Origin of the sequence: Rhodobacter maris, from assembly GCF_900217815.1 — a bacterium.
GTDB lineage: Bacteria > Pseudomonadota > Alphaproteobacteria > Rhodobacterales > Rhodobacteraceae > Rhodobacter > Rhodobacter maris.
Map to the genome: position 1 here is coordinate 25178 of NZ_OBMT01000004.1, position 13412 is coordinate 38589.

Sequence of the window (13412 nt, forward strand, 5' to 3'; positions counted from 1 at the left end):
TCGTCTGACCACCGCGGGCGGGGGCAACCCCGCCCGATCTCCCCGCCGCATCCCCTGCGGCGGCGGTATTCCTATTGACCGGGGAACCGAATGACCGACGCAACTCTCCCTACTCCCTCCGGGCCGCTGACCACTGCCGATGGCCGCCCGCTCAAGGCTGCGCTCGCCGCCTCGCTCGCGGTGCGCCGCCGCCGTGCGCTGATGCTTGTTGCGCCGCTCTTTCTGTTTATCCTGATCAGCTTCATCGTGCCGATCGGCCAGATGCTGTTCAAATCCATCTACAATGACGGGTTCTCGAAGAATGCGCCTGCGCTGGTGCAATGGTTCGATGAGCACCCCAAGGGGTCGGAGATCGACGAAAGCGCCTATGCCGCGCTCCGATCGGACCTGATCCTGATGCGCGAACAAAAAACCGCCGGCGAAGCGGGCACCCGGATCAACTACGACATCTCCGGCACACGCTCGCTTTTCACCGGTGCGGCACGCAAGGCAGAGAAGCTGGAGCCGCCTTACAAAGAGGCCTTCATCGCGCTCGACAAGGACTGGGGCAACCCGAATGTCTGGCGCGCGTTGCGCTCGGCCGCGAACCCGTTCACGATCGATTTCTATCTCGCCGCCAATGACATGACGCGCGACGAAACCGGCGCAATCACCGCCGTTCCCAAAGATCAGCAGGTCTACAAGAAACTGATGGGGCGCACGCTCATGCTCTCGATCGAGATCACAGCGCTTTGCCTGCTGCTCGGTTTCCCGATCGCGCATCTGCTCGCCACCCTGCCGATGCGCAAGGCAATGCTGCTGATGATCTTCGTGCTCTTGCCGTTCTGGACCTCGCTTCTGGTGCGCACCACCTCCTGGATGGTGCTGTTGCAAAGCCAGGGGGTGCTCAACGATGTCTTCGTCTGGCTCGGGGTGATCGGCGAGGATGGGCGTATTCAGATGATCTACAACGAGATGGGCACGATCATCGCGATGACGCATATCCTTTTGCCGTTCACGATCCTGCCGCTTTACTCGGTGATGAAGACGATCCCGCCCTCCTATGTGCGGGCCGCCCGCTCGCTTGGCGCCACCTCATGGACGGCGTTCCGCCGGGTCTACCTGCCGCAAACGCTGCCGGGCGTCGGCGCGGGGGGGCTTTTGGTGTTCATTCTGGCGATGGGCTATTACATCACCCCGGCCCTCGTCGGCGGTGCGGATGGCCAAATGATCTCCAACATGATCGCCTTCCACATGCAGAAATCGCTCAACTGGTCGCTTGCGGCCGCCCTTGCCGCACAGCTCCTTGTTGTCGTGCTGATCTTCTTCTGGATCTACGACAAGCTCGTCGGCATCGACAAGATGAAGCTCGGCTGAGAGGACGAACCGATGGCCCTACCCGTCTATGCAAGCCCGCTCGAAAAGCTCTGGCATTATGCCTATCTGGTGCTCTGCGCGCTGATCTTCGTGTTCCTGATCGCGCCGATCATCATCATCATTCCTTTGAGCTTCAACGCCGAGCCCTATTTCACCTTCACCGACAAGATGCTGACCTTCGACCCCGAAGGATACTCGCTGCGCTGGTATGACAAGCTGATCACCTTCGGCATGGCCGAGCCCGATGCCCCACGCAACATGGCCTTCTGGCTCGATTTCTGGCACAATGCGACCTGGATGCAGGTGGCGAAAAACTCGGTGATCATCGGCGTTTGCGCCACGGTGCTCTCGGCCGGGCTCGGCACGGTGGCGGCGCTTGGCCTCACCCGGCCCGAGATGCCGTTCCGCAAACAGATCACCGCCGTGCTGATCTCGCCGATGATCGTGCCGATCATCATCTCGGCGACGGGCATGTTCTTCTTCTACTCCGGCAAATGGGTGCCGAACGTCGGCCCGGATGGCTTCGAATGGGGGCGCCTCGCGGGCACCTATGCGGGGATCATCCTCGCGCATGCCGCGCTTGGCATCCCCTTCGTGATCATCACCGTCACCGCGACGCTCTCGGGCTTTGATCAATCGCTCGTGCGCGCCGCCGCCTCGCTCGGCGCGAACCCGCGCACGGCCTTCTTCCGGGTGGTGATGCCGCTGATCATGCCGGGCGTGATCTCGGGCGGGCTCTTCGCTTTTGTCACTTCGTTTGACGAGGTGGTGGCGGTGCTGTTCATCGCCGACCACACCCAGCAAACGATCCCGCGGCAGATGTGGAACGGCATTCGCGAGCAGATCTCGCCTGCGATCCTCGCCGTGGCGACGCTCCTCGTGTTGCTGTCGATCTCAATGCTGACCGTGCTTGAACTGCTGCGCCGCCGCTCGGAACGGCTCCGCGGCATGACCCCGAGCTGATCGGACGGCACGGCCCAAAAGAAACGCAAGAGGGGGCGCCAGCCCCCTCTTTTCATTTGTCGGCGGCGGCACCTCAGCCTTGCCCCTGTTCCCTATGATCAGCGCTCCCGCTTCGGCGCAAACCTGCCGCAGTATGCCCGAAGCATCCCGCGCGTGACCGGCGAAGAGCCATCGCACCGCGTCAAAACTTCGCCGCGCCCCCACGCCATGCAAAAGGGGCGCTGGAGCGCCCCTTTGAAGAGTGTTCTGGCCTGTTCTTCAGGGCTGGGTCGGCAGTTGCGCCGCGCCGGTGGCGACCATGTTGGCCGCCCCCGCCGCCAGCCCGGCGAGGCCCGCAAGCCCGCCCGGAGCCGATTGCGTCGAGACGGTCGCCGCCGATGCGGAGGCCGGGATCGCAGGTGCGGTTGCGCTCGGGGCCGCCACCGGCACCGGCAGCATCGGCACCAGGCTCGCACGGCCGTTGAGCGCCATCGAGGCCTTCTTGATCAGCCCGGCGCGGTCCGCCTGCTCGGGCAGGAACACCGGCGTCTGGCCGACAGAGAGCGCGTTGCCGCTCAGATCATACCAGTCGAGCGCCAGATCGGGATGCGCCTCAAGGCCAACGCCCGAGGTCAGGTGGTGCCCCAGCATTTCGGCATAGACCATCTGCCCGGCCCCGGTCAGCACCAGCGCCGAAGCAATCGCCACTTCCGGCTCGTCCAGCCCGTAGCCCATCGACAGGCAGACTTTCGAGGTCGAGACGAGCTGATCTTGCGACATCCCCGATTGCGCGATCCAGCCCTGGATCGAGGCGATCATGTCGTCGCGCGGCGTGGTCGTCAGCAGCGCCACCTGATCCTTCAGCGCAGCGCCGAAGCCGCGGCATTGCGTGGCGATCTGCTCGGGCGTGAAGCCCTGGATCTGCTTGCCGATTGCCTCGCCATCGGCCTTGGCCGCGGCGGAGACGGCACAGAACTGCTCGCCGAGCGCCTGCCCCGGATCAGAGAGCATGGCCACCGTCTGCGGCCCGCCGAAAGATCCGGTCTTCGCGCTCACACCCGCGCAATAGCTCGTCAAAGTCACCTTCGGCGGCACGATTGCAGCGCCGAAACTGGGCAGCGCGGTCGCCGGCGCCGGCGCGGCCGGTTGCGCCGCCATCACTGTTGGCGGCAGCGGCGCGGTGGGCATCGGAAGCGGCGCCGGCGTTGCGGCCATCATCGCACCATCCTGCTTCACTTCGCACAGCCCGTGCGAGCAGGAGAAGGAGGCCGGCGTCGCATTGGCGAGCTGGAAATCGTTGCGCTGATAGCCCTGCGGTGTCGAGGCGAACACCCGCACCGTGCAGGCCGGGCCGTTGCACCAGAAGCCTGAGCCGGTGACCGAGGTATCGATCATGTAGTCTGTCCGACCGTCCGCATTCATGTCGGCAAGCTGCACGAAGCCCGCGCGCTGCATCAGTTGCATCGGCTCGACATTGGTGTTGCGCGCAATCTCGAACACCGCCTCCGAGACCTCGGGCGGCAACCCGCCGATCGTGCCCCCCGCATAGCCCGCGGGCGCCGTGCCCGGCCCGCCGCCGATCATCTGGTCACGCTGTGCCAGCAGCATGCCCCGGATCCCCTGCGGGCTCGTCGAGATGATGTTTTGCACCTGCGGCCCGCCAAGCTGGGCGCGGTTATAGGCGGTCACGAGAATGTTGCGCTCCATCTCGGTGAGCTGGCCGGTCGCCGGATAGCCGAGCAGCGCCTGATATTGCGAGATCGCGGCGCGCGATTTGGAACCCAGAACACCATCGGGCGTGCCCACCGGATAGCCGAAGTAATTGAGCGAGTTCTGCACTTCGCGGTTCCGCTCGCGGGTCGCCGAGGAAACCGAAGAGGTCGACCGGCGCACCGTCGTGCGCGGCTGGTGGCTGCGGTTCGCTTCGTTGATGATGGCGGCGCCGATCATCCCGCCGATCAGGCCGCCGACGACATCGCCGCCACCAGCAAGCACCGGCGTGCTGCCGGTGATCCCAACGCTCAGGGCGAGAAAACTTGTGAGCAAGTGACGGGTTTTCATGACTCTCTCCAAATCTTGGCCCCGGGGCGGTGTTGCGGAGGGAGGCCACACTCCCCGACGCTGCACCCGACGCAGATCAAACCTGCGTGAGTTTCTCGCAAGAATCGGGCTTGAGGCAAGCGATTTGTTCTTTTAGGTCGGATGCAAAGGAAAACGCCCATGCCCGAATGGATCCGCTCCGAAACCCCCGTGCCCTATCCGGAAGCGCTCGCCGTCATGGAGGCGCGCGTCGCGGCGATTGCCGCGGGCACCGCCGACGAGGCCCTGTGGTTTCTGGAACATCCGACGCTTTACACCGCGGGAACCTCGGCGCGGCGCGAGGATCTGGTCGAACCCGACCGCTTTCCGGTTTATGCCGCCGGGCGCGGCGGACAATATACCTATCACGGGCCGGGCCAGCGGGTGGTCTATGTGATGCTCGATCTGAACCGGCGCGGCCGCGATGTGCGTCGCTTCGTGCAGGCGCTGGAAACCTGGGTGATCGCGGCGCTCGCAGAGTTCAACGTGAGGGGCGAGATCCGCGAGGGGCGCGTCGGTGTCTGGGTGAGCCGCCCCGAAAAGGGGATCGGCCCCGATGGGCATATCCGCGAAGACAAGATCGCCGCGATCGGCGTCAAACTGCGCCGCTGGGTCAGCTTTCACGGTCTCTCGATCAATGTCGACCCCGATCTGAGCCATTTCTCCGGCATCATTCCTTGCGGCATCCGCGAGCATGGGGTGACCTCGCTCGTCGATCTCGGCCTGCCGGTGCAGATGGAAGACCTCGATCTCGCCCTCGAGGCGCGGTTCGAAACGACGCTCGGCGCCTTGCAGCCTTCGGGCCAACCCAAGGATATAGTCACCAACAGGTCATAATGGGAGATGCGCGACCATTTGCCCTGTGGTATTGGGATGGGTGGGCACCAAGACTGCCTGGTGATCCCGGCGGAGCCGGGCAACAAAGCATCAAACAGACCAAGGATCCAGCGATGAAGATCAGCCTCTACGCCACCCTCGCCGCGTTCGTTCTGGCCACGCCCGCGCTCGCCGGGGGCGATGCCGCCAAGGGCGAGAAAGAATTCTCGAAATGCAAGGCCTGCCACTCGATCATCGCCCCCGACGGGACCGAGATCGTGAAAGGCGCCAAGGTCGGCCCAAACCTCTACGGCGTGGTCGGCCGCACCGCGGGCACCTATCCGGACTTCGCCTACAAAGACTCGATCGTCGCGCTCGGCCAGACCGGCTTTGCTTGGAGCGAAGACGAAATCGCGGAATACGTGAAAGATCCGGGGAAATTCCTCAAGGCCAAGCTCGACGACAAGAAAGCCAAGACCGGCATGGCGTTCAAACTCGCCAAGGGCGGCGAAGACGTCGCGGCCTATCTCGCCTCGGTCGCGCAATAAGATCCTGCGCCTCGGCGCAAAAGAGGCCCGGTCGCTTGCCGACCGGGCCTTTTGCTGTCCGAAAGGAGACCGTTGCGCCGGAGCGGCCCCGACCGCACCCTTTTGACGATGTGAAACAGCCGCGGGAGAGTCGCCCCCTCCTCGACCGACTGGAAGCGGGCTTCAGCTCAGCCGCGCTTTCACCATCGGCCCGACCGCACCGAAATCCATCTGCCCGGTATGGGCGGCCTTGAGCTCTGCCATCACTCGGCCCATGTCGCGGATCGACTCCGCGCCAAGCTTCTCGATCGCCGCTGAAACCGCCGCCTCTACCTCTTCGGGCGTGAGCTGGCGTGGCAGGAATTCCTCGATCACCGCCACCTCGGCGAGTTCCTTTTCGGCGAGCTCAAGCCGCCCGCCCTCCTCATAGGCGCGCGCCGATTCCTGACGCTGCTTCACCATCTTGCCCAGAATCGCGAGAATCTCCGCATCGCCCACTGTGGCGCCATCACCCGCACCGCGCAGCGCGATCTCGCGATCCTTGATCGCCGCATTGATCAGGCGCAGCGTCGAAAGCCGCGCCGCCTCCTTGGCTTTCATCGCCTCTTTCAGCGCCGATGCCAGCTTTTCGCGCATGCCCCTGCCTATCCCTGAGTGCTCTTGACACCACTCTAGCCCGAAGCGCCGCCCCGCACAACTGCGGCAAAATACTGATTTCATTGAATTTCATCATTTATCCAAAAGCCTTGACGCCCCCCGCCGCGCCCCGTAGGTTCGGCCGGATTTTGCCCCGGGGAGTCGCGCCATGCCCATCAGCCACCAGCCGTCGGAAAAACCCACCGCGCTGATCGCCACCGCAGACGGGCAGTTGTTCTACGGGCGCGGTTTCGGTGCCACCGGCGAAACGGTGGCGGAGCTCGTCTTCAACACCGCAATGACCGGCTATCAGGAGATCATGACCGACCCCTCTTACGCCGGGCAGGTCGTCACCTTCACCTTCCCCCATGTCGGCAACGTGGGCGTGACCCCGGAGGATGACGAGACCGCCGAGCCGGTCGCCGCCGGGCTGGTGGTGAAATGGGATCCGACCGAGCCCTCGAACTGGCGCGCGGCGGAAAACCTCGTTGGCTGGCTGGAAAAACGCGGCCGGATCGGGGTTGGCGGCATCGACACGCGCCGGCTCACCCGGGCGATCCGCCAACAGGGCGCGCCGCATGTGGCGATGGCACACAACCCCGACGGCGTCTTCGACATCGAGGCGCTGGTGAGGAAGGCGCGCGAGTGGAAAGGGCTTGTGGGCCTTGACCTCGCCAAGGATGTCACCTGCGCGCAAAGCTACCACTGGGACGAGCAACGCTGGGCCTGGCCCGATGGCTATACCAAACGCTCGGAACCCGGTTTCAAAGTCGTCGCCATCGACTATGGCGCAAAACGCAACATCCTGCGCTGCCTCGCCTCGGCGGGCTGTGACGTGACCGTGCTGCCCGCCACCGCGACGGCGGAAGAGGTGCTCGCGCTCAAACCGGAGGGCGTGTTCCTCTCGAACGGACCGGGCGATCCGGCGGCGACGGGGGAATATGCGGTGCCGATGATCCAGGGCGTGCTGGAAACCGAACTCCCGGTGTTCGGGATCTGCCTTGGTCACCAGATGCTCGCGCTCGCGCTTGGTGCGAAGACGATCAAGATGAACCACGGCCACCATGGCGCGAACCATCCGGTGAAGGACATCACCACCGGCAAGGTCGAGATCACCTCGATGAACCACGGTTTTGCCGTCGATGCGCAAACCCTGCCCAAAGGCGTTACCGAGACCCATGTGAGCCTGTTCGATGGGTCCAATTGTGGCATCGCGCTTGAGAATCGCCCGGTATTTTCGGTGCAATATCACCCCGAGGCGAGCCCCGGACCACAAGACAGCTACTATCTCTTCGAACGTTTCGCCGCCGCCATGGCCGCGCGCCGCTGAAACCGGTTTCAACGCGCCAGACTGCGGCGCGTTGAAATAGCTGAAGATTTCGCGAAAACACCCGAAATCGTCGCCGCCCCTCCGAAAGGATAGGGCGACGATCTTTGGTATTAACGCATTCTTAACCAAAGATCCGCACCCTGAAGGCAGAACGGTGGTTCGGTGACGAGGGCAGAATGCGGGACGCGGCGGAACGCAAGGTGATCCATGCCGACTTCGGCGCCGCACGGCGTGCGCAGGCCGCAAAGCTTGCCCGGCCGATGCTCGCGGCGGAGGCTTCCCCCTCTTCTCCCCCTCCCCAGACCGCCCCGTCGCAAACCGCCCCGTCGCAAACCGCGACCGCTGCAGCCGCCCCGCGCCCGCAGCCGGGCCGCAAGCCGCTCGGACAGATCCTGCTCGAGATGGAGGCAGTGGCACCGGGCGATCTTCTGAAAGCGGTGACGTTGCGGGCGCGCCAACAGGTGCGGCTGGGCGATATCCTGCTGGCGCATGACTGGGTCAGCGAGGCCGATCTGATGGCGGCGCTCGCGCGGCAATGGAAGGCTGCCGTGGTCGATCTGATCGCCGAGCCGCCCGACCCGCGGCTGATCGACAGGCTCGGGGCCGAAGCCTGCCTGACGGGGGCGCTCCTGCCCTGGCGCAGGGTTGGCGGGCTCACGCTGATCGCCACGGCCCGGCCGGACGATTTTGCCCGCGCCCGCGCCTTCCTGCCCCCCGGGTTCGAACCCTGCCGGATGGTGCTTGCCCCCGAGCGCGACATCCACACCGCCCTTCTTTGCCGACGCCAGACCGCGTTGATCCGGCGCGCGGAGATCCGTGTCGATCCGGCGCAGAGCTGCCGCACCCGCAACGAACGGCGCGCCGCATGGCTCGCCCTGGGCGCGGTACTCGGCCTCGGGCTCGGCCTTGCCCTTGCCCCGGTCGCGGTCTTCGGGCTGCTCTTCTTCTGGGCGATCGTCACGCTCTTTGCCACGATGGGGCTGAAGATTGCCGCCGCCGTCGCGGAATATCTGGCGCTGCGCCACCGCGCGCCGCCGCGGGCGCTGTGCGCGTCTTTGCGCGGGCCGCAAGCGGCGCTGCCGATGATCTCGATCCTCGTACCGCTTTTTCAGGAGCGCGACATTGCCGCCCGGCTCATCGAGCGGCTTGGACGCCTGCACTATCCGCGCGAGTTGCTCGACATCCTGCTCGTCGTCGAGGAGGCCGATACCACCACCCGCGACGCGCTCGCCACCACCACGCTGCCGCATTGGATGCGGGTTGTTTCCGTGCCCGGCGGGCCGATCCGCACCAAGCCGCGCGCGCTGAACTATGCCCTGAACTTCTGCCGCGGCACGATTGTCGGCGTTTATGATGCCGAGGACCGCCCGGACCCCGATCAACTGCATGTGGTGGCGCGCCGCTTCGCCGAGAGCCCGCCCGAGGTGGCCTGCCTGCAGGGCATTCTCGATTATTACAATCCCCGCACCAACTGGCTCGCACGCTGTTTCACCATCGAATATGCGGTATGGTTCCGCGCCGTGCTGCCGGGGCTGGCGCGGCTCGGCCTCGTCGTGCCGCTGGGCGGCACGACGCTCTTCTTCCGCCGCGAGGCGCTTGAGAATCTCGGGGGATGGGACGCCCACAATGTCACGGAAGACGCCGATCTCGGTCTACGCCTCGCCCGGTTCGGCTATCGCACCGAGCTCATCGCCACGGTCACCGGAGAAGAGGCAAACTGCCGGGCGCTGCCCTGGGTGAAGCAGCGTTCGCGCTGGCTTAAAGGCTATGCCATGACCTGGGCCGTGCATATGCGCGCCCCGCGCAGATTATGGCGCGACCTCGGACCCTGGCGTTTTTTGGGCGTGCAGGTGCTGATCCTTGGCACGCTGTCGCAATATCTGCTCGCGCCGGTCCTGTGGAGTTGCTGGGCAATTCTGTTCGGCTTCTGGCACCCGGTCGCGGCACTGCTCTCGCCGCAACTGGAGACGCTTCTCCTGCTCAGCTTCGTGATGGCCGAACTCGTCAATATCGCGGTCGGCGCCTGGGCGGTGCGCGGGCCAACGCATCGTCACCTGATCCCCTGGGTGCCGAGCCTGCATGTCTATTTTCCGCTCGGTGCGCTCGCGGGCTGGAAAGCGATCTACGAAGTGATCACCAAGCCCTTTTATTGGGACAAGACTGCGCATGGGCTCTTTGACCGCGTCCCGGGGCGCCCGCACCGGTCGCATTCTGTGCTTGTCGCACGCATCGCCGCGGCGGCCAGACGCTCCCCGGCACCGGCACGCACCGCGCTTGCGCCGCAGATCGACTGACCTCAGGGATGCTCGCCGCGGCTCTCCGCGTCGAGCTTCAGCCGGGTCTCGAAGGCCTGCGAAATGTGCGTGCGCAACGCCAGCGCAGCCCCCTCCTCGTCGCTGGCACGGATCGCATCGACAATCGCCTGATGCTCGTCGAGCGCCCGCGCGCCGCGCCCTTCGGCGGCAAGCGACGTGGTGGCCAGAAGCGCCATCGAGCGATGCACAAGGTCAAGCTGCTGCACCAGGTAGCGATTGTGCGAGGCAAGATGCAATTGGTGATGGAAGCGCTTGTTCGCCCGGGCCAGCGCGACAGGGTCGTTTTGCTGGCCGCGGTCAAGATCGATCATCTCCTGCAGCACCCGGATCTCTTCGGGGGCGGCATGTTTGGCGGCAAGCCGCGCCGCCAGCGCCTCAAGTTCCGCGCGCACCACATAAAGCTCGGCCAGCTGGTTGTGATCGAGCGAGGCGACGATCAGCGAGCGCCCGTCCCGCGCCAGCATCGCCTGGGTCTCGAGCCGCTGCATCGCTTCGCGCACAGGCGTGCGGGAGACGCCGAAGCGCTCGGCAAGCTCCGATTCCACCAGCCGGTCGCCAGGCCGGTAAAGCCCCGCGTCAATCGCTTCGAGGATCAGCGTATAGGCATCCTTCTGCATCGCATTCCGGCCTTTCGTGCTGCACTCGCATTGTATGCCGCGGTATGCGCAAACCCGGCGCCGCCAACTTAGGCGAGCCATCGCCCCGTGACAAGCCGCCACAGGCGCAAAATCCCCCGCTTGCACGCCCTGCCCCGCCCGATTAGCCTCGCGCCATGCCGCATGCCATCTTTTCCCATGTCGCGCACTGGGTGTTCGACCTCGACAACACGCTTTACCCGCCAAGCGCGCGGCTGTTCGACCAGATCGAACGCCGGATGACGGATTATGTCGCCCGGGTGCTCGATGTGCCCGAAGACGAGGCGAACCATCTGCGCGACCATTACTGGCGGCTTTACGGCACCACCTTGGCCGGGCTGATGCACGAGCACGGCGTCGCCCCCGGCCCCTATCTGGCCGAGGTGCATGACATCGATTTTGGCGTGCTCACTCCTGACCCGGAGCTGCGTGCGGCCATTGCCGATCTGCCGGGGCAAAAGATCGTCTTCACCAATGGCTCGGCACCCTATGCCGAGCAGGTGCTGGCGGCGCGCGGGCTCTCAGGGCTGTTTGACGGCGTGTTCGGCGTCGAGCATGCCGAATATCATCCCAAACCGCATCCCGAGGCTTTCGCCGCGGTCTTTGCCAAAGCGGGCCTCACCCCGGCCCGCGCCGCGATGTTCGAGGATGATCCGCGCAATCTTGCCGTGCCGCACGGGCTTGGCATGCGCACGGTCCATGTCGCCCCCGCCCCCGCGCCCGCACCGCATATCGAGCATCACACCGCCGATCTGCCGCAGTTCCTGCGCTCGCTTCACGCGCCGCGCCACCACTGAACGGGCTTCAAATTCTATATACTGTATTGCCAGAAAACTGTTTCATTTTGTCGCATGCCATTGTATGCAATGCCCCGGTGTCAGGGAGACACCCACGGGAGAATCGCCATGACCATGACCACCGCCGACACCGGCATGCTTTCGTCCGCCTCGCATGGGCATGACGAAAAGAAAGATTACACCCTCGCCATGTATCTGATTGCCGCCGTGGTGATCGGCGTTGTGGCGGCCGCCGTTGTGACGATGGGCCTGGGCGGTCTCATTCTCTGCGGCGTCGGCGCGACCTGGTTCATGCTCGCGCTTCTCGTGGTGATGACCGCAGGCGGCTGAGCCCCCGCGCATCCCTTGAAAAAGACCCGGGCCTCGGCCCGGGTCTTTTGTTTCACCGGCCCCGCCCCGCTCCGCACCTGTGATCCGCGACGATCTGCGACATGGTCAAATCGCCGCATTTGAGTCAATTATTCATATATTATTTATCCATGAATACCTGCCGCGCAGGGGAGGAAACGATCATGAGCGCTACGGAAACGTCTTCGGTCAAGGGCACGCTTGTCATGTATCTGGTCGCGCTGATCATCATCGGCGGCGCGGTGGCGGGCTTCCTGATGGGCGGCATCGGCATGATGACGCTCTGGTTCGTCGGGCTCACCTTCTTCATGCTCGCGCTGATGGTGGTGATGTCGATCGCCTGACACCCGCAAGCGATTGACATGGCGGCCGGGCAGGCCATCTTTGGGCAAAGCTCAGGGAGAGTGCCATGCATGAAACAACCGCGCCGCGGCCGCAAACCGATGTTCTGATTTCCGGCGGTGGCGTCGCGGGGCTTGTTGCCGCCGCCGCCTTCGGCTCGGCGGGGTTCACTACGGTCTGTGTCGACCCTGCCCCCCCGGTGACGGAAGAAGGGGCAGCGGGCGCGGATATGCGCACCACCGCCTTCCTGCACCCCTCGCGCGCGGTGCTGGAGCGCGCCGGGCTCTGGGGACGGCTTGCGCCCCATGCGGCCGCGCTCCAGATCATGCGCATCATCGACGCGGGCGGCGAAACGCCAAAAGCGCGCCTCGTACGGGATTTCGACGCCGCCGATCTCTCGGAAGAGCCCTTCGGCTGGAACTTCCCGAACTGGCTTTTGCGCCGCGAGATGGTGGCGCGCCTCGCCGAACTGCCGCTCGTCGACTTCCGCCCCGGCGTGGCGACGGTTGGGCTCGTGACGAATGAAAGCGGCGCAGAGGTGCGGCTCTCGGATGGCTCGCGGGTCACGGCAAAGCTCGTGATCGGCGCAGACGGGCGCAACTCCTTCATCCGCGAGGCGGCCGGGATCGGCGTGAAGACCACGCATTACGGGCAAAAGGCGCTTGTCTGCGCCGTCACCCACCCGAAACCGCATGAGAATGTGTCAACCGAGATCCACCGCTCGGGCGGCCCGTTCACGCTGGTGCCGCTCCCCGACCGCGACGGGGTGCCCTCCTCCGCGATCGTCTGGATGGAGCGGGGGCCCGAGGCGGAACGGCTCGCCGCCCTCCCTGCGCCAGAGTTCGAGGCGGCGATGACCGAGCGCTCGACCGGCGTGCTCGGCCCGCTCAGCCTCGTCACCCGCCGCGCGCTCTGGCCGATGATGACGCAGATCGCCTGCACCTTCGCGGGCGCGCGCGTGGCGCTGCTGGCCGAGGCCGCGCATGTGATCCCGCCGATCGGGGCGCAGGGGCTGAACATGAGCCTTGCGGACCTCGCCTGCCTGCTTGATCTGGCCGAGGCCGACCCGGCGCATCTGGGCGAAGCCGCGATGCTCGCCACCTATACGCGGCGGCGCTGGCCCGAAGTGAAGGCGCGCGAGATCGGCATCGATCTTCTCAACCGCGCCTCGATGCTGGAACCGCGCCCGCTGCGCGATCTGCGCGCGGGCGCGCTCGGCGCGCTTTACGCGTTCAAGCCCGTGCGCAAAACACTGATGAAGGCGGGGCTCGGTCTGCGCTGAGGCGCAG

General features: G+C 65.4%; 13 protein-coding genes. 10 read left to right on the forward strand and 3 right to left on the reverse strand.

What is annotated here, in order from left to right; translation table 11 throughout:
- Positions 1-90: 90 nt before the first annotated feature.
- Together CRO22_RS07895 and CRO22_RS07900 are read left to right on the forward strand one after the other, a co-directional pair.
- The gene (locus tag CRO22_RS07895) at positions 91-1356 is read left to right on the forward strand and encodes an ABC transporter permease (RefSeq protein ID WP_097069605.1); all 1266 of its coding nucleotides are present in this window, start codon (positions 91-93) and stop codon (positions 1354-1356) included.
- A gap of 12 nt (positions 1357-1368) precedes the next feature.
- Positions 1369-2319: an ABC transporter permease gene (locus CRO22_RS07900; RefSeq protein ID WP_097069606.1), complete on the forward strand. Its 951-nt coding sequence runs from the start codon at positions 1369-1371 to the stop codon at positions 2317-2319.
- Positions 2320-2577: 258 nt separating this feature from the next.
- Here the strand turns inward: CRO22_RS07900 and CRO22_RS07905 are convergent, their stop codons facing one another.
- The gene (locus tag CRO22_RS07905; protein WP_097069607.1) at positions 2578-4359 is read right to left on the reverse strand and encodes a peptidoglycan-binding domain-containing protein; all 1782 of its coding nucleotides are present in this window, start codon (positions 4357-4359) and stop codon (positions 2578-2580) included.
- 141 nt (positions 4360-4500) lie between these two features.
- Between CRO22_RS07905 and lipB the strand changes: the two genes are divergently transcribed.
- A complete protein-coding gene (lipB, locus tag CRO22_RS07910) occupies positions 4501-5214 on the forward strand; it encodes a lipoyl(octanoyl) transferase LipB (RefSeq protein ID WP_281254746.1) in 714 nt (237 codons plus the stop codon).
- A 113-nt stretch (positions 5215-5327) separates the two neighbouring features.
- On the forward strand, positions 5328-5741 hold the full coding sequence (locus CRO22_RS07915; RefSeq protein ID WP_097069609.1) for a c-type cytochrome: 414 nt from the start codon (positions 5328-5330) through the stop codon (positions 5739-5741).
- A 162-nt stretch (positions 5742-5903) separates the two neighbouring features.
- Here CRO22_RS07915 and CRO22_RS07920 read toward each other — a convergent pair whose 3' ends face one another.
- Positions 5904-6356, reverse strand: coding sequence for a GatB/YqeY domain-containing protein (locus tag CRO22_RS07920; RefSeq protein ID WP_097069610.1), 453 nt, complete (start codon positions 6354-6356; stop codon positions 5904-5906).
- Positions 6357-6525: 169 nt separating this feature from the next.
- Between CRO22_RS07920 and carA the strand changes: the two genes are divergently transcribed.
- Both carA and CRO22_RS07930 read left to right on the forward strand, forming a co-directional pair.
- Complete coding sequence (carA, locus tag CRO22_RS07925) at positions 6526-7686, forward strand: glutamine-hydrolyzing carbamoyl-phosphate synthase small subunit (RefSeq protein WP_097069611.1); 1161 nt, start codon at positions 6526-6528, stop codon at positions 7684-7686.
- A gap of 176 nt (positions 7687-7862) precedes the next feature.
- The gene (locus CRO22_RS07930; protein WP_245860919.1) at positions 7863-9980 is read left to right on the forward strand and encodes a glycosyltransferase family 2 protein; all 2118 of its coding nucleotides are present in this window, start codon (positions 7863-7865) and stop codon (positions 9978-9980) included.
- Positions 9981-9982: 2 nt separating this feature from the next.
- On the opposite strand, the gene CRO22_RS07935 is transcribed toward CRO22_RS07930, so the two are convergent.
- Positions 9983-10618, reverse strand: coding sequence for a GntR family transcriptional regulator (locus CRO22_RS07935; RefSeq protein WP_097069612.1), 636 nt, complete (start codon positions 10616-10618; stop codon positions 9983-9985).
- 155 nt (positions 10619-10773) lie between these two features.
- Between CRO22_RS07935 and CRO22_RS07940 the strand changes: the two genes are divergently transcribed.
- From CRO22_RS07940 to CRO22_RS07955, 4 genes are all read left to right on the forward strand, one after another.
- Complete coding sequence (locus CRO22_RS07940) at positions 10774-11433, forward strand: pyrimidine 5'-nucleotidase (protein WP_097069613.1); 660 nt, start codon at positions 10774-10776, stop codon at positions 11431-11433.
- Positions 11434-11541: 108 nt separating this feature from the next.
- Positions 11542-11763 (forward strand): hypothetical protein, encoded by a 222-nt coding sequence (locus CRO22_RS07945; RefSeq protein WP_097069614.1) that lies wholly within the window; start codon positions 11542-11544, stop codon positions 11761-11763.
- Positions 11764-11945: 182 nt separating this feature from the next.
- Positions 11946-12125: a hypothetical protein gene (locus tag CRO22_RS07950; RefSeq protein WP_097069615.1), complete on the forward strand. Its 180-nt coding sequence runs from the start codon at positions 11946-11948 to the stop codon at positions 12123-12125.
- Between the two features lie 65 nt (positions 12126-12190).
- Positions 12191-13405: a UbiH/UbiF family hydroxylase gene (locus tag CRO22_RS07955; RefSeq protein ID WP_097069616.1), complete on the forward strand. Its 1215-nt coding sequence runs from the start codon at positions 12191-12193 to the stop codon at positions 13403-13405.
- Positions 13406-13412: the final 7 nt, after the last annotated feature.